General features: G+C 72.0%; 17 protein-coding genes. 4 read left to right on the top strand and 13 right to left on the bottom strand.

Going from position 1 to position 24,691, the window contains the following annotated elements:
• Positions 1-1,135: 1,135 nt before the first annotated feature.
• Positions 1,136-3,229, bottom strand: a complete 2,094-nt coding sequence (locus BMY07_RS20705; RefSeq protein ID WP_177215674.1) for a GAF domain-containing sensor histidine kinase — start codon at positions 3,227-3,229, stop codon at positions 1,136-1,138.
• Between the two features lie 228 nt (positions 3,230-3,457).
• On the opposite strand from BMY07_RS20705, the gene BMY07_RS20700 reads away from it, so the two are divergent.
• A complete protein-coding gene (locus BMY07_RS20700; RefSeq protein ID WP_245782519.1) occupies positions 3,458-4,795 on the top strand; it encodes an alpha/beta fold hydrolase in 1,338 nt (445 codons plus the stop codon).
• 48 nt (positions 4,796-4,843) lie between these two features.
• Here BMY07_RS20700 and BMY07_RS20695 read toward each other — a convergent pair whose 3' ends face one another.
• The 6 genes from BMY07_RS20695 to BMY07_RS20675 all read right to left on the bottom strand — a co-directional run bounded on the left by BMY07_RS20695 (position 4,844) and on the right by BMY07_RS20675 (position 10,114).
• The gene (locus BMY07_RS20695) at positions 4,844-5,104 is read right to left on the bottom strand and encodes a hypothetical protein (protein WP_143073567.1); all 261 of its coding nucleotides are present in this window, start codon (positions 5,102-5,104) and stop codon (positions 4,844-4,846) included.
• Positions 5,105-5,137: 33 nt separating this feature from the next.
• Positions 5,138-5,899 carry a DUF2306 domain-containing protein gene (locus BMY07_RS20690; protein ID WP_092780942.1) on the bottom strand — a complete coding sequence of 254 codons (762 nt, stop codon included), beginning with the start codon at positions 5,897-5,899 and terminating at the stop codon, positions 5,138-5,140.
• A 72-nt stretch (positions 5,900-5,971) separates the two neighbouring features.
• Positions 5,972-6,607, bottom strand: a complete 636-nt coding sequence (locus tag BMY07_RS20685; RefSeq protein ID WP_092780939.1) for a response regulator — start codon at positions 6,605-6,607, stop codon at positions 5,972-5,974.
• A gap of 235 nt (positions 6,608-6,842) precedes the next feature.
• The gene (locus BMY07_RS20680) at positions 6,843-7,943 is read right to left on the bottom strand and encodes a sensor histidine kinase (protein ID WP_092780936.1); all 1,101 of its coding nucleotides are present in this window, start codon (positions 7,941-7,943) and stop codon (positions 6,843-6,845) included.
• A 35-nt stretch (positions 7,944-7,978) separates the two neighbouring features.
• Positions 7,979-8,140 carry a hypothetical protein gene (locus BMY07_RS34450; protein WP_177215673.1) on the bottom strand — a complete coding sequence of 54 codons (162 nt, stop codon included), beginning with the start codon at positions 8,138-8,140 and terminating at the stop codon, positions 7,979-7,981.
• A gap of 402 nt (positions 8,141-8,542) precedes the next feature.
• Positions 8,543-10,114, bottom strand: a complete 1,572-nt coding sequence (locus tag BMY07_RS20675; protein ID WP_092780933.1) for a S8 family serine peptidase — start codon at positions 10,112-10,114, stop codon at positions 8,543-8,545.
• 220 nt (positions 10,115-10,334) lie between these two features.
• On the opposite strand from BMY07_RS20675, the gene BMY07_RS20670 reads away from it, so the two are divergent.
• The gene (locus tag BMY07_RS20670; protein ID WP_092780930.1) at positions 10,335-13,181 is read left to right on the top strand and encodes a helix-turn-helix transcriptional regulator; all 2,847 of its coding nucleotides are present in this window, start codon (positions 10,335-10,337) and stop codon (positions 13,179-13,181) included.
• Positions 13,182-13,474: 293 nt separating this feature from the next.
• Here BMY07_RS20670 and BMY07_RS20665 read toward each other — a convergent pair whose 3' ends face one another.
• Both BMY07_RS20665 and BMY07_RS20660 read right to left on the bottom strand, forming a co-directional pair.
• Entirely contained in the window at positions 13,475-15,289 is a 1,815-nt protein-coding gene (locus BMY07_RS20665) for a trypsin-like serine protease (RefSeq protein ID WP_092780927.1), read from the bottom strand.
• Entirely contained in the window at positions 15,286-16,857 is a 1,572-nt protein-coding gene (locus BMY07_RS20660; protein WP_092780924.1) for a S8 family peptidase, read from the bottom strand. The genes BMY07_RS20665 and BMY07_RS20660 overlap by 4 nt, the downstream gene beginning before the upstream one ends.
• Before the next feature lie 217 nt (positions 16,858-17,074).
• On the opposite strand from BMY07_RS20660, the gene BMY07_RS20655 reads away from it, so the two are divergent.
• Entirely contained in the window at positions 17,075-19,678 is a 2,604-nt protein-coding gene (locus BMY07_RS20655; RefSeq protein ID WP_092780921.1) for a helix-turn-helix transcriptional regulator, read from the top strand.
• A gap of 130 nt (positions 19,679-19,808) precedes the next feature.
• Here BMY07_RS20655 and lexA read toward each other — a convergent pair whose 3' ends face one another.
• The 3 genes from lexA to BMY07_RS20640 form a co-directional block, all read right to left on the bottom strand.
• Complete coding sequence (lexA, locus tag BMY07_RS20650; RefSeq protein ID WP_092780918.1) at positions 19,809-20,453, bottom strand: transcriptional repressor LexA; 645 nt, start codon at positions 20,451-20,453, stop codon at positions 19,809-19,811.
• Positions 20,454-20,474: 21 nt separating this feature from the next.
• Positions 20,475-22,313, bottom strand: coding sequence for a S8 family serine peptidase (locus tag BMY07_RS20645; protein ID WP_245782518.1), 1,839 nt, complete (start codon positions 22,311-22,313; stop codon positions 20,475-20,477).
• A gap of 102 nt (positions 22,314-22,415) precedes the next feature.
• Positions 22,416-23,357, bottom strand: coding sequence for an Acg family FMN-binding oxidoreductase (locus tag BMY07_RS20640; protein ID WP_092780912.1), 942 nt, complete (start codon positions 23,355-23,357; stop codon positions 22,416-22,418).
• A gap of 194 nt (positions 23,358-23,551) precedes the next feature.
• Here BMY07_RS20640 and BMY07_RS20635 point away from each other — a divergent pair, with 194 nt between their 5' ends.
• The gene (locus tag BMY07_RS20635) at positions 23,552-24,151 is read left to right on the top strand and encodes a CBS domain-containing protein (protein ID WP_092780909.1); all 600 of its coding nucleotides are present in this window, start codon (positions 23,552-23,554) and stop codon (positions 24,149-24,151) included.
• Here the strand turns inward: BMY07_RS20635 and BMY07_RS35490 are convergent.
• Positions 24,141-24,614 carry a flavin reductase family protein gene (locus BMY07_RS35490; protein ID WP_281245079.1) on the bottom strand — a complete coding sequence of 158 codons (474 nt, stop codon included), beginning with the start codon at positions 24,612-24,614 and terminating at the stop codon, positions 24,141-24,143. The two genes, BMY07_RS20635 and BMY07_RS35490, sit on opposite strands and share 11 nt — an antisense overlap.
• Positions 24,615-24,691: the final 77 nt, after the last annotated feature.

The following is a 24,691-nucleotide window of genomic DNA, read 5'->3' as shown; positions in this document are numbered from 1 at the left end:
CCTCGACTTTCACCCGTCCCAGCGACAAAAGTTATCCACATGTGGATCTTCGCGCGCCTGTTTCAAGATCGTCTGTCGGGGGGTGCCGGTAGGCTGGGACCTGGGACGCCCCCCGGAGAGGGTGGGGGCTGGGGCCGGACTGGCGTGCGCGCGCGAAGCGGTCGCTGCGGCGTAGGAGTCCTGGTGCGGTGTAGGGGATTCTGCCCGCAGTAAGGGTTCCGGCTCGGGCTGAGAGTGTTCCCTCGACGGTACTGATCGGGGCCGTCTCAGCCTGCTCGCGGACTGGACAACTTGGTCGTCGGCGTTGGGCGTGGCCCCTGTCTGGGCGCCGGGTCGCCGCCGAACAATCCACTGTGGACGATTGGCCGGTTGGAACCCCACTAAACGATCACCTTTCAACCGACTTGCCCCGATCCGACGCTCCGACCGCGCCGCAATGCCCCTGACCAGGAATTCTCCTCGCTATCGACCCCTGACTTTCACCTGTTCCAGCGACAGAAGTTGTCCACATCCCGATCTTCAGCGGCCCGTTCCAAGATCCACTGTCGGTGCCTCCCGATAGACTGGCACTGGGACGCCCCCCGGAGAGGGTGGGGGCTGGGGCAGGACTGGCGTGCGCGCGCGAGGCCGATCTTCCGGTGCTGGTCCGGCGGGCCTCTTTTGGCCGCTCAGCAGCACTTTCGACTCGGTAGCACTCTCATTTCGGGCAGCGCGAACACCTCAGGCGGCACACACCCCAGACAGAGCGAGCACCCTAGGCAGCGCGTCCACCCCGACAGCGCGCATTCCCGGCAGCGTTTGCACCCCGACAGCGCGCATCCTGGACGGTGCGCACTCTGACAGCGCGTGCGCCCTAGACAGTGCGCACCCCAACAGCGCGTGCACCCCAACAGCGCGTGCACCCCAACAGCGCGTGCACCCCAACAGCGCGTGCACCCAAGGCAGCATCTCCCCCGGACAGTGCCTCCCTCGGACAGTGCCAGCGTCCCGGCCTGCGAGCACCCCGGCGAGCATCACAACGCAGTGCTGCCAGCGGTGACAAGGCGGCGCTACGGAGGCGCGGCAGTTGGGCCGGCCCTACGAGCAGGCAGCGGCCTCTAGCGAGAAACCAAGCTCACCGAGGACTAGAAGCTGCTCACCGGTAGTGACTCGCCTGGTCTGGGTGCCAGGCGTGGGTGAGGGAGGTGGTTCGTTGGGGTGGGGCGGTTTGGTCTACCAGGGGCACGGTGAAGCGGACCCGTGTCCCCCCGTCCACCCCCGGTTCGATCCAGATCGTCCCGCCGTGGCGTTCGACGATGCGGCGGCAGGTGCTCAGGCCGATGCCGGTGCCCTGGTAGCCGGAGCCGACCTCGGCGCGGTCGTAGAGGGTGAAGACGCGTTCGCGGGCTTCGGTGGGGATGCCGATGCCGTTGTCGGTGGTGGTGATGGTGACCGCGTGGTCGGTCCACTCGGCGTCGACGTGGACGCGGGGTTGGACGCCGGGGTTGACGTACTTGACGGCGTTGCCCAGGAGGTTGGCCATCACCTGGCGCAGCAGGGTCGGGTGGCCGGGGACGGCAGGGAGCGGGGCGCGGGTGATCTCGACGGGGCGGCTGCCCGCGCTGAGTTCGGTGGCGAGGTCGTCGACGATGCCGTCCAGGTCGACCTCGCGCAGGCCGAGCGGCTCGTGCGAGGCGCGGGCGTGCGCCAGCAGGTCGTCGATCATGACGGCCATCCGGTCCGCGGCGCGGGAGATCGCCGACAGGGCCTTGTGGGCGCCGCGGTCGTGGACCATGTCGGTGACGACCTCGGTGTACGCGGTGATCGCGGTCAGCGGGCTCTTCAGGTCGTGGGCGACGGTCGCGGTGAACCGGTCCAGCTCGTCGTTGGCGGCGGCCAGCTCGCTGTTGGCCAACGCCAAGCGCTCGCGGGCGGCCTCGCGCTCGGTGACGTCGCGCAGGAACGAGTGGAACCGCCGCTCGCCCTGCCACGTGAACGACGCCAAGCTCAGCTCCACCAGCAGAGCACTGCCGTCCCGACGCCGCGCGGGAACCTGCACGACCCCGTCGTGCAGCCGCGCCTGACCGGTGCGGGCGCGGTCGGCGTAGCCGCGGTTGTGGGCGTCGGCCAGCCCGGTCGGGATGATCAGCTCGTCGAGCCGCCGCCCGATCGCCTGCGCGCCGGTCCAGCCGAACATCGCCTCGGCGGCCGGGTTCCACGCGGTGACCGCGCCCCGGGCGTCGGCGACGATGACCGCGTCCGGCGCGGTCTCCAGGACGGTGGCCAGCAGCCGCTCGCGGTCGGCGAGTTCCTGGCGCTGGGCGCGTTCGACGGTCACGTCCCGCATGGACACCACGGCGCCGAGCGGGGTCCCGTCGGCGCGGTGCAGCGCGCGACCGGCGCACACCACGCGGACCGGCTCCCGGCCCTCGGCGGCGATGACCATCTCCACATCGGCCACCGAGCCGTCGCGCAGCGCGACCCGCAGCGGCACCTGCTCGGCGTCGAACGGCGTCACACCGTCCTCGGCGTAGAGCGAGTAGTGGGTGGGCCACTGCGCCGGGTCGAGGCCCGCGTCGGCCTCCATGCCGTGCCAGTCCCGGGCGGCGCGGTTGAACAGGGTGAGGCGGCCGTTCTCGTCGCACGCGACGATGGCCACGTCGATGGACTCGTGCACCGCGTTGGTCAGCTCCTGGCGGGCTTCCAGCTCGTTGGCGTAGTCCTCGGCCAGCGACCGCGCCGACTCCGCCTCGGCGGCCAGCGCCGCGGTGGCCCTGCCCTGCCTGCGCCGCTCGAACAGCGCCAGCACGACCACGGCGAGGTCCTCCAGCGCCGTGATCTGGGTCTCGGTGAACTGCTTGGGCTCGGAGTCGAACGCGCACAGCGTGCCCAGGACGTGCCCGTCCGGGGTGATGAGCGGCACGGAGGCGTAGGCGCGGACGGCGGCGAGCTCACCGGTCACCCACGGGCTGGCGGCGAACCGGGAGTCCCGGCTGGCGTCGGCGACGTGCACGGTGGCACCGGTGGCGACGACGACCTCGCACATCGAGTCCTCGCGCGCGGAGTCGGCGCCATCGAAGCCGACCGTGGTCAGCTGGCACTGCCGGTGCTCGTCGAGCAGGTTGAGGGTGGCCGTGGGAACGCCCGCCACGTGCGCGGCCACGCGCACGACCGCGGCCAGTTCGGCGTCGGCGGGTGCGTCGAGGACGGCGTACTCGTGCAAGGCGGCCAACCGCGCGGTCTCGCTCACCGCCGTCCCTCCAGTCACCTAATCGGGGTTCGCTGCGGCCTTGTCATCGACCGAGAGTGACCCCCACCTGAAGGTAATCCGCGTCTCCGACCGGCCGGGCGCGGCAACCCGACCGCACCCGAACCGGACCCGAATCCCACCTGTAGCGCGGTATCGGCGACCCCTAATGCGCCGGATCATCCTGTGGACGGACGCCGGGTCACGCGGGCCGGACCCAGGATTTCCGCCATGCGGAGAAAATGGATGGCCGCGGTCATTCCTGTCGCGGTGGTCGGCGCGCTGCTGACGACGGGAACGGCCCAGGCCAAGGCAAAACCGATCGACTGGCGGACCTGCGGGACCGGCGCCGAGTGCGCCGACCTCGAGGTCCCCCTGGACTGGTCCCGCCCCGGCGGGCAGAAGATCACCCTGGCGGTGACCAGGGTCCGGGCGACCGATCCGGCAAGGCGGATCGGCGTCCTGCTGTTCAACCCGGGCGGTCCCGGTGGTCCTGGCACGCCGGTCGTGCGCGACCACGCGGCCGAGCTGTTCCCGGCCGACCTGCGGGCCAGGTTCGACCTCATCGGGTTCGACCCGCGTGGTGTCGGCGAGAGCAGGCCCGCGATCACCTGCCCGGTACCGCCGACCGACCCGGCGGTGACCCAGTTCCCCAGCACCAGCGCGGAGTTCGACAAGCTGGTCGCCTACAACCGGCGCGTCGCAAGGGCGTGCCGGGAGGCGACCGGGCCGCTGATCGACCACGTGGACACGGTGAGCGCCGCGCGCGACATCGAGGTCCTGCGGCAGGCGCTCGGCGAGTCGCGGGTCAACTGGCTCGGGCTGTCCTACGGCACGCTGCTGGGGGCGACCTACGCGGGCATGTACCCGGACCGGGTGCGGGCGGCGGTGCTGGACGGCGCCATGGACCACACGATCGGGACCAAGCGGCTGGCGTTCGACGAGATCCGGTCCACAGAGGACGTGTTCGACCACTTCGTCTCCTGGTGCGCGGCGGAGACCTCGTGCGCGCTGCACGGCAGGGACGTCGCGGCGGAGTACCGGTCGCTTGTGGACAGTGGTGTGCCGGGGATGACCCCGGAGCAGGTCGGGTTCGCCGCGTACACCTTCCTGAACCTGCAGGAGTACTGGCCGTACCTGGCCACCGCGATCCGCGACCGCGCCGGGTTCGAGGGCGAGTCGAGCTCCGCGGCCTACCGGGTCATCGGCTGCCACGACTTCCCCAGTGACATCCGCACGTTCGGCGACCTGCGGTCCAGGATCACCGCCGCCCGCGCCATCGCCCCGAACACCAGGGGCTACGTCGAGGGCTGGGACATCCAGGCCGGGTGCGCCGGGTGGCCGATCCCCGCGGCGAACCCGTGGGGCCCGACCCCGGTCCGCGGCGCGCCGCCGATCCTGGTCGTCAGCGGCGAGCACGACCCGGCGACCCCGCACGTGTGGGGCATCGGTCTGGCCCGCCAGATCGCCTGCTCCCGGCTGCTCGCGTGGACGGGCGTCGGCCACACCGCGTTCCTCAACGACCCGCCGACCCGGCAGCGCTCGATCGACTACCTGATCTCCCCCTGATCGCCGGGGTACCGCTCACCCGGCTCCGCGCCGGGTGAGCGGTACCGCCTAACGGATGTCCACGCGGTTCCAGAAGTACCAACCGGGTCCGCGACCCTGGTTGCCCGGATCCCCTGTGTAGTAGTAGCAGTCGTAGGAGTACCAGTAGGGCGGGTCCCAGAGGTTGTCCGAGTCCTCGTCGCACACCGTCTGGCTGGTGTAGGCACCGATGTAGTACCTCGCCCAGTAGTCAGCGCTGGCCGGGGTCACCCCGGTCACCGCCGCGCCCACGGCGATCACCGCGGCGGCCACCGCTGTCGCTTTCCTCATGCGCTCCTCCGTTCGGGTCGGATGAGCGAACGATCACACGTCCCCAGGTCGCGCGGAATCCCCGTCACCCCAACGAACCAGCGTGGTCCCGGGTGTCGTCGACCGCTCGGCCGCGCCCACTCGTGCGTCTGGTCGACCGTCCACAGTGCTCGCGCCGCCCGGTGTGCCACGGCGCCGCGCCGCCGGGCCCCGCCCCGGTGTCCGCCGTCCGGCCCATTCGGCGACGGCCAGGTTGATCACCCACGCCGCCCCGAGCAGCACCGCCCTGGTGGTCCCGGTCGGTGTCCCGAACAGCACGACCCACGGCACTGTGACCACCACCTGCGTCCCCGCGGCGATCCCGATGGCGTAACCGCGGATCATCCACATGCGATGCGCGCGGAAGTCCCGCCGCCGGATGGCGAGGAATCCGAGGACCAGGGCGGCAGACATGAGCGACCCGAAGAGCAGTCGGAACGCGGCCAACAGGACGCCGTCACCCGGCGGATCGGGGTAGCCGACGGTCATCCACAGCCCGGACAGCGCCGCGACCAGTCCACAAGGGAGGGTTATCCGGCCCGAGACCCGGTGCCAGCTCCGCCGCCGGAGAGCGGGGGAGAACTGGAGGGCGCCGAGCAGGCAGAAGACCGTCGCGCCGACGATGTGCAGGACGATCGGCACCGGCGCGGCGACGAACCGGGCGTTGTCGGCGGTCACCGGCGCGGCCAGCGCCGACACCCGGGCGGCACCCGCGATCACCGGGACGGCGCTGAGCAGGATGAGCGAGGCGGGCAGGAGCTTGGTTCTCAGGGGCACCGGGCAATCGTGCTGGTCGGGACCCGGCGGGCACCTCAGGACCGGGTACGGTTCCCGCGTAGTACTTTCGGCTCAGCGGACCCGGTTCGTCTCGTACGCCCACATCGCGACCTCGACCCGGTTCCGCGCGCCCAGCTTCGCCATCAGGCTGGCGATGTGGGACTTGACGGTGCTCAGCGTGATGTGGAACTCGGCCGCGATCTCGTTGTTGGTCCGCCCGCGCGCCACCGCGACCAGGAGTTGCTCCTCGCGTTCGGTGAGCGGGTCCACCGGCTGCGCGGGCGTGGCGGGCCTGCCGGAGGCGAAGGTGGACAGCAGGCGCGCGGTGACGCTCGGCGCGATCAACGCGTCCCCCCGCGCGGCCGCGTGGACGGCCTGGGCGAGCATGTCGGCCCCCGCGTTCTTCAGCAGGAACCCCCGCGCCCCCGCCCGCAACGCGGCGTGCACGTACTCGTCGAGGTCGAACGTCGTGATCACCACGACCGCGACCTCGTCGGCCAGCGCCCGGGTCGCCTCGATCCCGTCCATCCCGGGCATCCGGATGTCCATCAGGCACACCTCCGGCCGGACCCGCCGCACCAGCTCCACCGCCGCCGCCCCGTCCGCGGCCTCCCCGACCACCTCGATGCCCGGCTGCGCCCCGAGGATCATCGCCAACCCCGTCCGCACGATCTCCTGGTCGTCGACCACCACCACCCGAACACTCACCCCGCCACCCCCACACCGGCTAGCGCCGTCCCGCCGAGCAGGTGCTGCCCAAGGAGGTCCCGGTCGTGCCCGGTCATGCACAGCCGTGGAGTTGTCCACAGGCGGCTGCTCGCTCGGGCTGTTCTGTCGGTGAACCCCGGTAGGCTGTACATCGGGGGCTGCTCAGCGCGGTTTGATCTTGTGGAGCCGAGGCGGCCACCGGCATCGGGCTCACCGGCGCGCCGGTTCTGGTCGTTCACCGCGCCGCTCCCGTCCTGGGCAGGTCGGCTGCCACCACCCAGCCGCGCTCCGGAGCCGGACCCGCCGTGCAGGTGCCGCCGAGCAGGGCGGCGCGCTCGATCATGCCGGTGAGGCCGAGCCCGGGCGGTCGGGCCGGTGCCGGGCCGCCGTTGTCCGTCACTCGCAAGTGGACGGTCGTGGGGGTGACCTCCACGCGGACCTGGACCGACGTCGCGTTCCTGGCGTGCTTGCGGGCGTTGGTGACGGCTTCCTGCGCGAGCCGGAACACCGTCGCGCCAACCGGGGCGGGCACGTCGGCGGTGCTCCCGACGACCTCGACGTCGACCACGGGATGTCCGGTGGCGGCGAGTCGCGCCAGGTCGTCCACCCGGGGGCCGGGGCCCATCTCCACCTGCTCGCCCGCCCGCAGGACGCGGACCAGCGCGCGCATCTCGTCCAGCGCCAGCGCCGCTTCCTCGTCGATCACCCGCAACGCCGCCACCGCGGCCGCCGGGTCCGTGGGCGCCAGCGCGATGCCGGCCTGGGCGCGGATCGCCATCGCCGAGACGTGGTGGGCGACGGTGTCGTGCAGGTCGCGCGCCAGCAGCAGCTTGACCTGGTCGACCTCCCGCGCCCGGGCCCGCGAGCGGTACCGGACGGCCGCCCCCAGCGCCATGACCGCGACCAGCACGACGGTCCCCGCGAGGGCGTCGGACGCGGACTTCATCCCCAGCAGCGTCACCAGCCCCACCTGCGCCACCATCACCGCCGCCCCCAGCGCGGCCTCCCGCCCCGACCCCCACCGCAGCAGCGCGAACGGCAACAGCACCAGGTACACCACGGCGTTCAGGTCCGGGAAGTCGTGCCCCACCAGCACCGACGCGACCGCGCACGCCCCGAACGCGACCCCCACCGCCAGCAACGGCTCCGACCGCCGCAGCAACAACACCGGCACCAACCCGACCGCGACGACGGTCGACAACACCCCGCCCCGCACCACCCCCTCCACCAGCACGACCGGCACCAGGACACCGACCAACACCCAGTCCCACCACCTCAGCGGCGGCACAGGCAGCGGCCGGGGTTCCCGCCAAAGCGACCGAGGCAACTCGTACACCGCGTCAGTCTAGGCCCCCGACCAGCGCAAACGGCTCAGCCGAAAGTACAGTCACCGCTCACCCACCCCATCCGCGCGGTCCCCTGGATCCCGCGCCCGGGGAACCCCGTCGCCATGGCGAAGACCTGCTTGGCCAGCCCACTCGGGCTGTACGCCTTCCCGTCGACCTCCCACACCAACGGCCGCGTCGAGTTCACCCACCTCGCCCGCTCCCCGGCTCCGATCCACCGAGAGCCACGCCCGCCACCCGCGCAGGCCCGAGGGTGAACTCCTCGGCGTTGGGGACCGGGTAGAACTAGTGACGTAGTGGTGGTCCCCAGCGCGTCGCCATCAATGTGATTCGACAGCTTCTCCTTGTGCTGTAACGAGACGACCTGCACGTTTGATGGCCTTCGGTACCTAGTCGGAGTCCGGAACGGGCCGTGCCCCTGTCCCGTGGACAGGGGCACGGACGATCGCGCTCGTCGAGCTCGGGCCGCTTCCCGGAGCGGCCAGGGCCCTTGGCAACTCCTTGCGGAACGCAGGACTTCACGGACCGGCCGCAAGGCGAACAGGCTCCGCCCCACGGAAAGAGGGCGGAGCCTGTTCTGGTCGGGGGATCAGACCGTGATCGACCAGGTGTCGATGGTGCCGGTGTCGAAGCGGTACACGTCGGTGACGCTCAGCTTCCAGGTGCCGTTCTTGGCCTCGCTGGACAGGTTGACCGTGTAGGTGGCGCGCACGTCCGCCGCCGGGTCACCGGCCGAGGAGGCCTTGAGGGGGTACGCGGTGCCGTCGGGGGCGATGAGGGAGACGGCGAGGTCGCCGCGGTACGGGTGGGCGATGCCGACCTCGATCGAGGCGGTCGAGGAGGCGTTGCCGGTGCAGCCGCTCAGGGTGATGGAGCTGGTGGCGGCGGCGCCCGCGTCCGGGATGGCGACGTCGTCGGCGTTGGTCTGCTTGGCGCAGGTCGGGTCCGGGCCGGGGCCGGGGGTGGCGGTGATCTCCTTGGTGTAGAGCAGCTTGTTCGGCGAGCCGGTGCCGGGGTCGGTGACCTTGTTCGGCGTGGCCATCGAGGTCAGCGCGTTGGCCACGTCGGCGGGGCTGGCGTTCGGGTGGCCCTGCAGGTACAGCGCGGCCGCGCCCGCGACGTGCGGGGTGGCCATCGAGGTGCCGGAGTTGCCCGCGGTGCCGGTGTCGCTGCTGTAGGACAGCGAGGTGATGTTGGCGCCCGGCGCGTAGATGTCCACGCAGGTGCCGATGTTGGAGAAGCTGGAGCGGCGGTCACCCTGGTCGATGGAGGCGACGGTGATCGCCTCGGGGACGCGGGCCGGGCTGTAGTTGCACGCGCTGGCACCGTTGTTGTTGCCCGCCGCCACCGCGTACACGAAGCCGGCGCGGATCGACGCCTGGATCTGCTCGTCGCCGATGCCGGTCTCGAACTGGCCGATGCTGATGTTGACCACCGCGGGCTTCACGCCGTTGGCGGTGATCCACTCGACGGCGTCGGACAGCAGCGAGTCCGGGCCGTTGTTGTCGCAGCCCAGCACCCGCAGCGCGACCAGCTTCGCCTTCTTGGCCACGCCGTAGGTCTTGCTGACCGCGGTGCCGGAGGTGTGCGTGCCGTGGCCGTTGCAGTCGGAGGCGTCGTTGTCCTTGTCCAGGAAGTCGTAGCCGGACCTCGCGCGGCCCTCGAAGTCCTGGTGGCTGATCCGCACGCCGCTGTCGACGCTGTAGACCGTGACGCCCTCGCCGGTGGCGTTGTACTCGTACTTGCGGTCGAGCGTGGTGTCGCGCTGGTCGACCCGGTCCAGGCCCCAGGTGGGGTTGGTCTGGACGTCGCTGCCGCGCATCTTGCCGTCCTGGTACACGGTGCGCACGGCCGGGTCCGCCGCGAGCCGCTTGGCCTGCGCCTCGGTCATGCCGTGCACCGAGTAGCCGCGCGCGGTGAGCTTGTAGAGCGAGGCGATCGTGCCGCCGTAGGTGTTCACCAGCGACTGCGCGCTCGCCTCGACGGCGGCACCGGAGGCGGCGGCGTCGCGCAGGACGACGATGTACTGGCCCGCGTAGTGCTCCTTCGCCTGGACGACGGTGCCCACGGCGGGCGCCGCCCCGGCCGGGACGGCGATGGCCGCCACGGCGCAGGCGGCACCGAGCGCGAGCGCGGCCAGGCCTGCTTTCCGACTCAACATTGTAGGACTCCTCTGCGCGCGGTGAAAAGGGGCAGGGAAATGTCAGGGACACACCGCCGCGCCACCACAATGCGTCGCGCGCGCCCGGCCGTGAACTGCTGAGTGGATTGATGGGTACCCCTATTCAAAGTCCCGGAATGGGAATGGGAACGGATCCGGCAATGGCCGGGCGGCGGGTCGCGCATCGACCGGATACCGTCCCCGGAGGTACCGTGCGCTGGTGACCCAGCTCCCCCCGGTTCGACTGCCGACGTCGGTGTTCGTCGGTCGCGCGACCGAGCTCGCCGAGCTGGCGGGGTGCGTCCGCCGCCCGCCCGCGGTGGCGTTGCTGGAGGGGGAGGCAGGCGTCGGCAAGACCCGGCTGGTCCGCGAACTGTTGCGACTGCCGCAGGTCACGACTCGAACGGTGCTCGTCGGTGCGTGCCAGCCGATGCGGACACCGTTGCCGTACGGCCCTGTCGTCGACATCCTGCGCGAGACCGGCGACCTGCTGGCGGGCGTCGCCGACAAGTTGCCGCCGGTCACCGGGGTGTTGCGGTCGTTGCTGCCCGAGTTGGCACCGTTGCTGCCGCCGGAGCTGGAACGCGGTGACGTGGCGGTCGAGCGGCACCGGGTGTTCCGCGCGGTCCGCGAGTTGCTGGCCGCCTACGGACCCACGCTGCTCGTCGTCGAGGACCTGCACTGGGCCGACGAGGGCACCCAGGACCTGCTGCGGTTCATCACCAGCCCGCCCCCGCCCGAGCTGTCGGCCGTGTTCTCCTACCGCAAGGAGGAAGGCGCCGCGCTGCCCGGCTCCGGCTACCGGCTGCTCGCCGACGCGCGCAACTCGTTGCTGCGGCTGCGTCCCCTCGAACCGGGCCCGGTCGCCGCCCTCGCCGCGGACCTGCTCGGCACCGCCGAGGTCCCCGAGGACTTCGCGCTCGCCCTGCACCACCGCACCGCGGGCATCCCGTTCGTCATCGAGGAGGTGCTGCGCGAGGTCAGGGAGACCGGCGACACCGCGGCACCGCACCCGACCGTGCTGGACCTCGTCGACATCCCCGACCTGTTGCGCGACACCATGTCCGACCGCCTCGCCCGGCTCGGGCCGACGGTGTCCGCCGTCGTCCACGCCGCCGCGGTGCTGGACATGCCCGCGACCGAGCACGAGATCGGCACCGTCGCCGGACTGCCCGCGCGCCGGGTCGGCAGCGCGCTGATCCGGGCGCTGGCCGCGGCGGTCCTGCACGAGACCGACACCGGCCGCTACGCGCTGCGCCACCCCCTGGCCAGGCAGGCCGCCTACATCTGCGTGCCCGGCCCGCAACGGCGCAGGCTGCACGCCAGGGCCGCCGAACTGCTCGCCGCCGCGCCCGACCCGCCGGTCGTCCGGCTCGCGCACCACCACCGGCGCGCCGGCGACCTGACCAACTGGGTGCGCAAGACCCTCGCCGCGGTCGACCAGGCCACCGAGGTCGGCGACACCGCGCTGGCGTTGCACCTGCTGGAGGAGGCCCTCGTCGACGACGCCCTGCCCAGCCGGGCCCGCAACACCCTGGCCGTGCGGCTGAGCCGGGTCGCGCTCAACGCCATCGCGCACAGCAGCACCGTTGAGCGCCTCGGCGCACTGTTGCGCGACGGCAACCTCGGCCGGTCGGCGCGCGGTGAGGTCCGGCTGAACCTGGGCAGGCTGCTGATGAACCAGGCGGGCCGGATGGAGCTGGGCCAGAACGAGATCGAGATGGCCATCCACGACCTGCGCGACCGGCCGCTGCTCGCCGCCCGCGGGATGGCGGCGCTGTGCGTGCCCAGCTTCGGTGCGCGTCCGGTCGAGTTCCACCTGCGATGGCTCAACGAAGCGGTCCTGGCCCTCGACGGTGCGCGCGACCTGGAGCTGATCGCATCGGTGCGCGCCAACGAGGTCACCGCGCTCGCCCAGACCGGCGACCCGGCGATGTGGGCGGCCGCGGCGGACCTGCCGGAGTCCGCGAGGTCGTCCCGGGTGCGCAGGCAGTTGAGCCGGGCGTACAACAACCTGGCCGACGCGGCGGCGTGGCTCGGGCACTACAGCGCGGCGCGGGAGTACCTGCGCACGGGCGGGGCCCTGCTCGTGGACGCTGACGTGCCGTTCTTGTCGATGTTGGCCACTGGCACGGGTTTGCGGCTCGACGTCGCCGCTGGGCGTTGGGATGGCTTGCCCGCGGCGGCCGCCGCGTTGATCGAGCAGGCGGGGGAGATGGGGTACCTCGCTGCTGACGCCCGGCTCGCGCTGGCCTGGCTCTCACTGGCCCGCGACGACCGCGACCTGGCGTCCCGGCACCTCGACGACGCGCTGGTCGCCGCCCCGGAGAACGCACCGGTGTCCCTCGCGGTCGCGACCGGGCGGGTGACGATCGCGTTGGCGCGCGGCGATGTCGCGGCGGCCGCGGTGGGCGCCGAGCGGGCCGTGGGGGAGGCCCGGCACAAGGGGAACTGGGTGTGGGCGGCTGATCTGGTGCCGTGGGCGACGCGGGCGTACGTGCGGAGCGGTCGGGTCGAGGAGGCCGCTGACCTGGTCGCGGAGTACGTGCGGGGGATCGAGGGCCGGGACGCGCCACTGGCCGTCGCGGGCGCCGAACTGGCCAGGGGGGTCCTCGCGTCCGCCCGCGGCTGCCACGAGGAAGCCGTCACCCGCTACGCCTGCGCCGCCGACCACTACAGCGCCCTACCCCACCCCCACGCCGCCGCCTCGGCCCGCGAAGCCGCCGCCCGCTCCGCCCTCGACCACGGCGACACCGCCACCGCCACCCGCCACCTGACCACCGCCACCACCACCTTCGCCGACCTGGGCGCCTCCCGCGACGAGGCCCGCTGCCGCCAGATGGCCCGCCGCTTCCGCCGGGGCACCCCCCGGGGCAGACGGGGCTACGGGGACGACCTCTCACCCCGAGAACGCGAGGTAGTAGACCTAGTGGCCGCCGGCCGCACCAACCGCCAGATCGCCCAAGAGCTCTACCTCTCACCCCGCACCGTCGAACACCACGTGGCCAAGGCCATGCGCAAACTAGGCCTGACCTCCCGAGCCGCCTTCGAACCCGCCACCGACTGACCTCGCTCAGCCACCGGCCACAGGTCGCACATCACCCGCCAACCGACAGGGTCTTCCTCGCCTTGCCTCTTGTTCGGCCGCGGTGGCCCTCTTTATGACTTCTGCACGCGCATATTCGACAAGGCGTGGATGAAGGCCAAGCCTTACCGCCCACCCGGCAAAGGTGGCCTCTAACTCGATCCCGGGTCCGCACCCCAGGCTGGAGTCAGCGGAAGGTGCCGAACAAGAGTGGGGCCGGGTGGGAGGTCCTGCAGCCTCCCACCCGGCCCCCGGGCGCGATCACCTAGCGACAGTTAGCGGATCGTCAGGGTGTAGTCCGCAGTTCCTGACTTGCCGCCGCCGGTTGCCGTGACCTTGATGGTGTAGGTGCCTGGGGCCGCGGAGAAGGAGGCGGTCAGGAACAGCATCGAGGTCTGGCTGCCGCTGATGGTCGCGGGGACCAGTTGCGCGGTGACGCCCGAGGGGACGCCGCTGGTGGAGAGGGTCACCGAGCCGGTGGCGCCGGTGACGCGGATGGACGGGAAGGCCGCCCCGCCGCGGGAGAGCGTGCCGGAGGACGGGGACAGGGCCACCGTGAGGTCGCCCGGCTGCTGGCCGCCGTCGCCGACGGTCAGGGTGAGGGTGGCCTGCTTGCTGACCGAGCCGGAGGTGCCGGTGATGGTGATCCGGTACTCGCCCTTCGGGGTGCTCGACGTGGTGGTGACGGTGAGCTTGCCGGTGCGACCGGAGGTGATGGTCGTGGGCTGGAACACCGCCTCCGCGCCGGAGGGCAGGCCGCTGGCGGTCAGCGAGATCTGCGCCGGGTTGCCGCCGACGACCTCGCTGGTGATGTTCGTCGACGCCGACTTGCCCGGGTCGACCTTGAGCGCGGCGGGGCTGACGCCGAGGCCGAACTCGCCGCCGGGACCGCCCTGGCCGATGGTCAGGGTCAGGTTCGCCGTCTTCGTGCCGGACGCGGTCTTGCCGGTGACGGTCAGCGTGTGCGTGCCGTCCGGGGTGCCGGAGGCGACGCTGAGCGACAGCTTCGCGCCCTCACCGGTCTTGATCGACGTCGGCTGGAAGGTCGCCGTCACGCCGGAGGGCTGGCCGGACACCGACAGCGCCACGTCCTCCGGGGTCGCCCCGGCCGTGGTGTTCACCGCGACCGACCCGCTCGACCCGGCGTTGACCCGCACCGAGGACGGGTTCACCGCCACGCCGAACTCGGTGGGCTGCGGCGCGGAGCCGACCTTCTCCTTGACCCAGTCGCCCATCTCGTTGTCGAGCCGGGCCCAGATGCCGTACCACTTGAAGTCCGACCGGCTCCACGACGCGACGCCGACGAGCCTGCCGTTGACCACCAGCGGGCCGCCGCTGTCGCCGGGCAGGATGGTCGAGCGGCCGTCCGGGTACCCGGCGCAGATCATGTACGCCGACTTGAACCCGGCGCCGACGCCCTGGCAGACCGAGTCGCCGTTGACGATCGGGAAGTTCTGCTTGTCCAGCGAGACGTCGGCCGGGTTGTCGTCGTGGGTCTTCTTCCCGTAGCCGATGCTCAGCGCCGAGTCGCCGACCTTCCACACGTTGCCCGCGTCGGCGGAGGTGGCGAACTTGGCCCACTTGTCCTGCGAGAGCGGGATGTCCTCGTTGGTGGTCACCACGGCCACGTCGTAGCCCTGGTCGAAGTTGACGTACTTCGGGTGCTTCTCGTACGACTTGACCGTCAGCGTGGTGCCGGTGCCCACGGACAGGTCGTCGAGCCCGTAGAGGAAGGTCTTGGTGCCCTCCAGGTCGTAGCAGTGGGCGGCGACGAGGATGCTCCGCTTGCCCACCACCGAGCCGGTGCAGGACTGGCCCTTGGGGCGCGACCCGCCCTGGCGCAGCGCGCCGATCACCGGCGGGTAGTCCGACAGGGTGGCGTCCACGCCCTTGTAGATCTGGGCGGTGGCGTCGGGGACGGGCACCGGGGTGTCACCCTCGAAGTTGGCTGCCTTGGCGTTGGCCGGGGCCGCGCTGGCGACCGCGACGACCGCGAGCGCGCTCACCGCGACACCCACCGCCACCGCGCCGACGCGCACGGAACGCTTGGATCTCAACATCGTCTTCTTCTCCAGGTCAGGCGCGGTCACGGGGTCAACGTCCACGAGGTGATGGAGCCGGTGTCGAAGCGGTAGACGTCGGTGACCCGCAGCTTCCAGGTCCCGTTCTTCTGCTCGCCGGAGGCGTTGACGGTGTAGGTGGTGTGGATGCCGTTCGCGTCGCCGAGGCCGCCGGAGGGCCGCAGGCTGAACACCGCGCCGGACGGGCCGACCAGGTCGACGGCGAGGTCGGCGGTGAAGGTGTGGTCGATGTCGACCTTCACCGTGGTCGACGCCGAGGCGGTGCCGGTGCAGTTGGCCATGGTCACCGGGGAGTCAGCCGAACTGGCGTCGGGGATGGCGACGGCGCCGGAGCTGGTCTGCGGGGCGCAGGTGCCCGGGTTGGGGGTGCTGCCGCCGAGCTCCTTGACGTAGAGCAGCTTGTTCGGTGAGCCCTTCGGGTCGCTGATCTTGTCCGGGGTGCTGGCCGCGAGCAGCGCCTGGGTGACCTGCGACGGGGTGCTGCCGGGCTTGGCGGTCAGGTACAGCGCCGCGGCGCCCGCCACGTGCGGGGTGGCCATCGAGGTGCCCGACATCTGCCCGGACGAGCCGTTCTGCAGCGTCGAGGTGATGTTGGTGCCCGGGGCGAACAGGTCGACGCAGCTGCCGTAGTTCGAGCCCTGGCCGTTGGTCCACAGCGAGCGCTTGTCGGCGTTGTCGGACGCGCCGACGGTGATCGCGCTGGGGGTGCGGGCCGGGCTGGTCTGGCAGGCGTCGCCGTTGTTGTTGCCCGCGGCGATGGTCGAGGTGATGCCCTTCTGCACGACCTTGGCCACCGCGTCGTCCACCGAGGAGTTGGAGCTGCCGCCGAGGCTGGCGGTCATCACCGAGTTCGCGCCCGCGTTCGCCGCGACCCAGTCGAACCCGCCGATGATCTGCGACCACTGGCCCGAGCTCTGGCAGTCCAGCACCCGGACGGCGACGATCTTGACCTTCTTGGCCACGCCGTAGGTGGCGCTGCCGACGGTGCCCGCGACGTGCGTGCCGTGGCCGTGGCAGTCCGAGGCGTCGGCGTCGTTGTCGATGAAGTCGCGCCCGGAGGTGACGCGGCCGCCGAAGTCCGAGTGGCCGCGGTAGACGCCGGTGTCGACGACGTAGACGGTCGCGCCCTCGCCGTCGTTGGGGTAGGCGTACTTGTTGTCCGCGGGCAGCGAGCGCTGGTCGATCCGGTCCAGGCCCCAGGTCGGGTTCGGCTGCTCGCCGAAGCCGTGCGCGGTGCCGTCCTGCTCGACGTAGGCGACCTTCGGGTCGGCCGCCAGCCTGCGGGCCTGCTGCTCGGACATCGAGGCCGAGAAGCCGCTCAGCGCCGCCGAGTAGGTCAGCTTGCGCTGGCCGCCGTAGCGGGTCACCAGGTCGGCCGAGGCCGCGTTGACGGCCTGGGCGCCGACGGTGTCCTTGAGCACGACGATGTAGCTGCCAGCGACGGAGCCGGGGACACCCGCGCTGCGGATGGTGCCTTCGGCCGGGGCGGCGGTGGCGGGGGCCACCGCGGCGACGAGCGCCGCGCCCGCCACCACGCCCGCCACGGCCAGCGACCGCATCGAATACCTGTAATTCATCGAAACTCCCATTCACTGCACCGCGGGCGACGCCACTGCGGCGAGTGGTCGCGAGCAGGGTTGGAACGGGCGACCACTACCGCCCACCTTCCCCGAACGGACCCGCGCGCCAATCCGCACGCCATTAAGTGGAGATACCCATTTATTCGCCGCGCCGCTGCCGGTCGCGCTACCTACGTAGGCTGGGAAAGGCACGAAATCGCGAAAGGGGAATGCGGTGACCGGTGTGCTGGTGCAGCGTCGTGCGGAGCTCGTGACCGCGGTCGGGGCCGTCCGCGCGGCCGGTGCCCCGCTGCACGTGGTCGGTGGCGCGGGTCATGGCAAGACCCGGTTCGTCGACGAGCTGCTGGCCGACCCGGCGGTGCGCGACCGGCGGGTGGTGCGCGGGGTGTGCCAGCCGCCCTCGGTGGGGGCGTTCGCGTACGGGCCGGTCGTCGACGGGCTGCGGGTCGCGGTGGCCGAGATCGGCGCGGTGCGGTTGAACCCGGTGGTGGGCGTGTTGCGCGCGGTGCTCCCGGAGGTCGCGGAGTTGCTGCCGCCGATGCCGGATTGCGTGGACGAGGCTACCGCGCGGCACCTGGTGTTCCGTGCGGTGCGGGAGTTGCTCGTCGCGCTGGCGCCGGTGGTGCTGGTCGTCGAAGACGCGCACTGGGCGGACGAGGACACCAGGGCGTTGCTGCGCTTCCTCACCAGCACCGTTGCGGATCGGGTCGCGGTCGTGCTCACATACCGGCCGGGGTGCGGCTCGCTCGGTGTCCCGGGTACCCGGGTGGACCTCGCGCCGTTCACCCGCGAGGAGTTGGACCCGCTGGTTCCCGACGCCGACGCGCTGCTGGCGCACACCGGTGGCGTGCCTTATCTGGTGGCGGCCGGGTTCTCCGTGCCCGTGGCGGCGTACGACGACGTCGCCACTCGGTTGGACGGGGTGTGCGCGGACGCGCGGGCGGTGGTCGTCGCCGCTGCCGTGGTGGACGTGCCGGTGTCGACGCAGGTCCTGGCACGGATCGGTGGGGTGTCGGGTGGGCGCGACGCGGTGGTGGCCGCGTTGCGGACCGGGGTGCTCGTGGAGCACGCGCCGGACGCGTTCCGGGTGGCCAACGGTGTGTTCCGGCGGGTCGTGTACGACGAGTTGACCGGGCCGGAGCGGGTGGAGTCGCACCGGCGCGCGCTGCGGGCGCTGCGCGGGATGCCGGGGGTGTCGCCGCGGGTGCTGGCGGAGCACGCCCGGTTGGGTGGGCGGCTGGGGGAGTGGGTCGAGCAGGTGGAGGCTGTCATCGCGGCTGCGCGTGATTCCGCCGTTGGTGCGGGTGGCTCCACTGTGGCCACGGGTGATTCCGCCGTGGTCGAGGCGATCGAGCCGTTGCTGGCGGAGCCCGCTCTGCCTGCCGCTGACCTGTGCCGCCTGGCGGTGCGGTACGCGGGGGTGGTCGGCGCTGAAGGTCTACCGGTGTTGACCAAGCTGGTCGGCGACGCCCGGTTGACCGAATCAGCGCGTGCCGAGGTGCGGCTCGGCAGGGGGTTGTTGTTGGTACGAGCAGGGGTCTACGAGGGTGTGGGGGAGGTGCGGCGGGCCGTCGCGGGGCTGCGGCCCGAGGTCGCCGCTCGGGGGATGGTCGTGCTGGCCGCGCCCACGCTCGGGTCGCGGTCGCTGGAGGAGAACCTGGAGTGGATGGACCGGAGCGAGCGGGTGCTGGCGCGGTACCCGGAGGGCCCGGGGCGGACGACGTTGCTCGCGGCCGTCGCGACCAACCGGCTGCACACCGCCGACCCGGTCGCCTGGGACATGCTCGCGATGGTGCCCGCCCAGGCGGACGCGGCCGACCACCGCGCCATCGCCGAGGCGGCGTGCTGGATCGGTCACCGCGACCTGGCGCGCGCCCACCTGCGCCGTGCGCCGGGTCCGACCGCGCTGGTGCTCGACTTCCACAGTGGACACTGGTCCGGCCTCGCGGCGCGGGCGGCGTCGTCCCGGTCTGCCGAGGGGGCGCTGGTCCTGGCCTGGCTGGCGTTGGCCACGGGCGACTGGGAAGGGGCGGAGCAGAACCTGGCCGCGATCTCGGCGGACGCGATCGTGCCGGTGCTGCTCGCCGCGCACGCCACGGCCATCCGCATGTGGCTGCACCGCGACCGGTCGGAGGAGGTCGACGACGCCGTCAAGCTGGGCCTGGGCTTGTTGCGGGACAAGGGGAACTGGGCGTGGGCGGGTGAGATCCTGCCCGCGGCGGTCACCGCTCTCTGCCGCCTGGGTCGGCTGGACGACGCGCGCGGCCTCGTCGCCGAGCTGCTGCGGTGCACGGCGTCGATGAACCTACCGTCCACAGTGGCCGATGAGTGCCGCGGCCTGGTGGCCGAGGCCGAGGGTGACGTGGAGACGGCGGCCGCGCACTACCTGTTGGCCCGCCAGGACAGCCCCCGGTACACCGCCGCGCGCCACGCCGAGTCCGCCGCCCGCTGCCGCCTGCGCACCCACCGCACCGCCGCCACCGCCGACCTGCTCACCCTCGTCGACACCCTGGAACACCTCGGCGCCACCCTCGACGCCAACCGCTGCCGCCACCTCTTGCGCGACAACGGCTCCATCCCCCACCTCCGCCGAGGCCGCCGCAGCTACGGCGACCAACTCTCCCCCCGCGAACGCGACGTCGTCCGCCTCCTGGCCCAACACCGCTCCAACCAGGACATCGCCGACGTCCTCTTCCTCTCCCGCCGCACAGTCGAACAACACGTCGCCAACGTCCTGCGCAAACTCCACCTCGACTCCCGCCACGAGGTAGCCAGGGCCTTCCCCGACACCCTCGCCGTCAGCCGCCCCTCGGCGTGATCCCCGGTCCGCCGAGGTAGTCGTCGGGCGCTCCCTGCGACGTCGGCAGGGGCAGGCGGAGCCCGTGGTGTGGGTAGGCGACCACTCGGCTGTCCGGGCTCGGCGGTGTTCGCGGAGCGGGGTCCGGTGGTCAGATGGTGCGCAGGACCGACACCACGGTGCCGAGGATGACAGCGTTGTCGCCGTCGATCACGTCGTAGGCATCGTTGCGCGGTTCGAGGTACACGTGCCCGTTGCGGCGGCGGTAGACCTTCACCGTGGCCTCCTCGTCGATCATCGCGGCGACGACCTGGCCCGAGTGCGCCTCGGGGCCCTGGCGCACCACGACGATGTCGCCGTCGCAGATGGCGGCGTCCACCATCGAGTCGCCGCGCACCCGCAGGGCGAACACGGTGCCCCGGCCGGTCAGCTCGCGCGACAGGGTCAGCACGTCGTCGACGTGCTGGTCGGCGGTGATCGGCGCGCCTGCCGCGATGTCGCCGACGATCGGGACGCCCACCGAGTCCGCGGGCACCGACTCCTGGGTGCCGAGGAAGTCGCGCACGTCGATCGGCCGCGACACCGAGGTGCCCCGGCGCAGGAAACCCTTGTCCTCCAGGCTCGCCAGGTGCCGCGACACCGCCGAGGCCGACCGCAGCCCCACCGCGTCGCCGATCTCGCGGGTGCTGGGGGAGTAGCCGTGCCGGACCACCCAGTCCTGGATCGCGAGCAGGATGCGCTGCTGCCGCTCGGGCAGGGTCGAGGCGTCCAGGCCCCCGAACAGGTCGGTAGTCACCGCGCGATCGTAGCGGTGCGGTCAGCGGAGGGTCACCGCGACGTCGTCGAGCACGAAGTCGGTGATGTTCGCCGTGTCGCCCCAGGTGGTGAACCAGATCCGGACCGTCTTGCCCGCGTACCCCGCCAGGTCCACTGTGTACTGCTGGTACCCGGCGGGCGCGGTCTTGCCCAGCACCGTTGCGAGCGTCTTGCCGTCGATGCGCACGTGCAGCTTGTCCCAGTCGTCCTTCGCACCCTGGTAGGTGACCTTCACCCAGAAGGTGAGCGTCGACCACGCGCACTCCTGCGGGATGCGGACGTCCTCCGGGGCCGCGTGGTTGCCGAACGCGGTGAACGCCGGGATCTTCACCGCCCAGCTCCCGGTGCGCGGCGCGTTCACGCCCGACCACCGGTCGACGTAGTACCCGCTGGTCCACCACACCGTGTCACCGCTCTCGAAGCCGGGGTTGGCCAGCTTCTGGCCGCCGGACGGGCAGGCCCACCCCGGCGGGACCACCGTGACCAGGAACCGGACCGCCGTGGCGCGGTTCGCGCTGTCCTTGGCCGAGACCGTCACCGGGCTGTTGACCAGCGTCTGCGTGGGCGTCCCGGAGATCAGGCCGGTGCTCGCGCCGATGCTCGTCCCGGTGGGCAGCCCGGTCGCCGACCAAGTGTACGGGGCGGTGCCGCCGGTCGCCGTCACCTGGATGGTCATCGGCGTGCCGGTGCGTTGCGCGCGGTAGCCGGGGTTGGCCACGATCGGGTACCCGGGCCTGCTGCCGGTGCCGACGACCACCAGTCGGTTGGGTGAGTCCGTCCCGGCATCGGTGATCTTGCCCGGCGTGGCGTCGAGCACCAGGTGCGCGGCGACCTGCGCCGGTGTCGTGGCCGGGTCGACCGCGAGCAACAGTGCGGCGGCGCCTGCCACGTGCGGCGCGGCCATCGACGTCCCGCTCAGCGTGTTGGTCGAGTCCGGGTAGCTCTTCCAGGCCGATGTGATGCTCTCGCCGGGCGCGAACAGGTCGACGCAGGTGCCGGTGTTGGAGAACGAGGACCGGGCGTCGCCCTCGCTGGTCGACCCGACGGTGATCGCCTCCGCCGTCCTGGCCGGGGATTGCAGGCACGCGTCAGCGCCGCTGTTGCCTGCCGACACCGTCGTGGTGATCCCGTCCGCGATCAACCGCCGGATCGCCGCGTCGAGCACCGGGTCCGCCTCGCCGCCGAGGCTGAGGTTCGCCACGGCGGGGCCCGAGGTGTGGTGCGCGATCACCCAGTCGATGCCCGCCGCAACGGTCTCGGTCGTTCCGTTCCCGTTGCAGTCGAGGACCTTCACCGCGACAACGTTGACCCCCTTGGCGACGCCGTGCCGCGTACCGCCGATGGTGCCCGCGACGTGGGTGCCGTGGCCGTGGCAGTCGGCGTCCTGGCCGTCACCGGAGGTGTTCGTGCCCCAGGTCGCGCGACCGCCGAAGTCGGTGTTCGCGGTGTAGACGCCGGTGTCGATCACGTAGGCGGTGACGTTCGACGCGGTGGTCGAGTAGGTGTAGGCGTCGTCGAGGTCGCCGTCGCGCTGGTCGATCCGGTCCAGCCCCCAGGACGGCGGGTAGGTCTGCGTCGTGTCCGCGCGGATCCGCTTGTTCGGCTGGACATGGGCCACCGCCGGGTCGGCCGCCAACGCTTGCGCCTGCCTGGGCGTCAGATCCGTGGAGAACCCGTTCACGGCGTGGTGGAAGGTCTGTCGCGCGGAGTACTTGGCCGCGGGTGCCCGACCGTCCTTCAGGACCACCACGTAGCTGCTGCTCATCTCCGCCGCCGCCACCGGTGTCACACTGACCAACCCGACCACGACGGCCATCGACAGCGAAAGTGCTTTGCCCACCCCGACCTCCCCGTTCGCGCTGTATCGCACGCTAGGAACGGCCGTGCGGGCGGGAGCGGTGATCAGTGGGCCATCACCGGAATGCCGCGGCTCGTCACCCGTTCAGTCCAGGACGACTTCCGAGACCGGACGCCGCGGCGTCGTCACACCCGGGTGGCCGTAACCGATCCGCAGCACCAGGTGTGCCGCCGCGCCGACGAGCAGACCGAGCGCGTCCCGGGTCGCGGGCACCTCGATCGGTTGGGACAAAGGCGACACGGCAAGCCCGGCCACGCACGCCTCCAGCAGAACCGCCTGGAGCGCTTGACCTGCCGCGAGGTGGTCGCTGTGGGTGTCGCCGACCGTGGTGAGCACGCCGAGCAGCGGCAGGCGCTCGAACGGGACGGCGGGAGCGGACGAACCCAGTTCCCGCAACACGATGAGTGTGTCCGGTGTGGAGGGACGCCCGGACGCGGTGACCGGGATGCCGTCCGATCGGCCCTGGTGACCGATCCAAGCCCGCACCTCGTCGACGTGCGCCAGGTCTTGGCCGAGCACGTGGTCGGCGCGCCGCACCAGGTCCGCGACGGCGCCGACCTCGGCGGGCTGGTCCATCAGGTGCAGCTGCGCGCCCTCGACCGTCGCCGCGCGCATGAGAGCTGTCTTGGCCGGGGACGGTACCGGTCGGTCCAGGAAAGGTCTACGGTTGGTGTGCCTACGCCACACGGCTTCCGAGAGTGCGCGTTCGTGCGGCGTCGGCCGGTACTTCCCGTCGAGCACCGCGGTGGCCAGCAGGTCCGGTCTGGCGCGGTCGGGCAGCATGTGGACTTCCGTGCGGTGACCGGACACGGCCAAGGCCAGCCGCAGCGTGTGGAGCGCGGCACCGCAACCGACCCGGGCCTCGTGCGCGTCGGGATCGGTCACGGTCATCACCCGGGACCGGTCGAGCCACAGGTCCACCCGGTCCGGGTGAGCGGCGAACAGCCAGGGCTGGGTGTTGAACGGCGACGGCGCCCGCACGGCGGCGGTGATGGCGGCGTGCACGGTCGAAACGGTGGTGGACATGAGTTCCCTCCCGTGTCACCACCCAGGCTGCCGCGCGCGACCACCGCGCGGTACCGGCGGCAGGCCCTGTGGCCACAGGACCTTGGTCCCCTATGACGGGTCTGATGTGGACGCCTGTCCCGGGACCAACGACGGTGCTGCCGGGCCGCTCCGGACGTCTAGCGTGGAGATCACGCCGAACGAGGAGGTCCGCCATGCGCGCCTGCGACGTCATGACCAGCCCGGTGGTCACGGTGACCCCGTCGACGACCGTGAAGCACGCCGCCGAACTGCTGGATTCCCGCGGTTTCACCACCCTGCCGGTGGTTTCCGACGACGGTAGGCTCCTCGGCGTCGTCACCGAGGCCGACATCGTCCGCGACCGCTTCCCCCGCGACCCCCGCTTCCGCCACCTGCACCCCGCCGAGGCGCCACCCCCGAACACCGTCGCCGGGATCATGACCACCCCCGCTCCCAGCGCCGACGCGGGCACCGACATCGCCGACCTGGTCGCCGCCATGCGCGACAACGCCCTCCGCGCCCTCCCCATCGTCGCGGGCGATCGCCTGGTGGGCATCACAACCCGCTCCGACCTGCTCCACCTGCTGACCCGCGACGACAAAGCCCTCGCCACGGCCCTGCGCCACCGCCTGACCCTCTACGGCGACCCCACCCGCTGGACGGTCGACGTGACCGACGGCACCGCCACGATCACGGACACGCACGACGACCCCACCGACCACCACGTCGCCGAGGTCCTGGCCACCTCGATCCCCGGCATCACCGCGGCCCGGGTCAACCGCGTCACCGGTTGAGGCCGAACCGACTCCGGTGGAACACCAACGGCAGCGGGTGCTCCACGTGCGCCACCGCGTGCAGTCGCAAGAGGACGATCGTGTGGTCCCCGGCCTCGATGTGCCGCTCGATCGTCGTGTCGAACCAGGCCACCCCCTCGGTGAGCGTCACCGCGCCTTCCGGCCCCGAGGTCGTCTCGATCCCCTCGAACCGCTTCTCCGCAGGCCCGGCCAACTGCCGCGCCACCAGGTCGTGGTGATCCGCCAACACCGTCACCCCCACGTGATCGGCCCGCTGCAACTCCGGCCAGGTCCGCGACGCCGTGCTGATCGAGAACGACACCAACGGCGGCTCCAGCGACACGGAGGTGAACGAGCTGGCCACCAACCCCACCACCCGCCTCTCGACCCGAGCCGCCACCGCCACGACCCCACTGGGAAACGCCCCGAACGCCGCCCGCAACCGCCCAGGCTCCAACCCCACCCCCACCCCCAAAGCCCCACGCGGCCCCGGCACCCAAACCCCCGGCGAGTCAGTCACCCACCCACCCTCACCCACCA

This window comes from Actinokineospora terrae (assembly GCF_900111175.1).
Lineage (GTDB): Bacteria > Actinomycetota > Actinomycetes > Mycobacteriales > Pseudonocardiaceae > Actinokineospora > Actinokineospora terrae.
Note: the sequence above shows the minus strand (reverse complement) of the source record. Positions and strands in the feature narration are given on the sequence as shown.

Coding starts and splice junctions, on each gene's coding strand:
- BMY07_RS20700 (WP_245782519.1), top strand. CDS start 3,458: ATGCGGAGAAAATGGATGGCCGCGGTCATTCCTGTCGCGGTGGTCGGC.
- BMY07_RS20635 (WP_092780909.1), top strand. CDS start 23,552: ATGCGCGCCTGCGACGTCATGACCAGCCCGGTGGTCACGGTGACCCCG.
- BMY07_RS20675 (WP_092780933.1), bottom strand. CDS start 10,114: ATGTTGAGTCGGAAAGCAGGCCTGGCCGCGCTCGCGCTCGGTGCCGCC.
- BMY07_RS20640 (WP_092780912.1), bottom strand. CDS start 23,357: ATGTCCACCACCGTTTCGACCGTGCACGCCGCCATCACCGCCGCCGTG.
- BMY07_RS20695 (WP_143073567.1), bottom strand. CDS start 5,104: ATGAGGAAAGCGACAGCGGTGGCCGCCGCGGTGATCGCCGTGGGCGCG.
- BMY07_RS20660 (WP_092780924.1), bottom strand. CDS start 16,857: ATGAATTACAGGTATTCGATGCGGTCGCTGGCCGTGGCGGGCGTGGTG.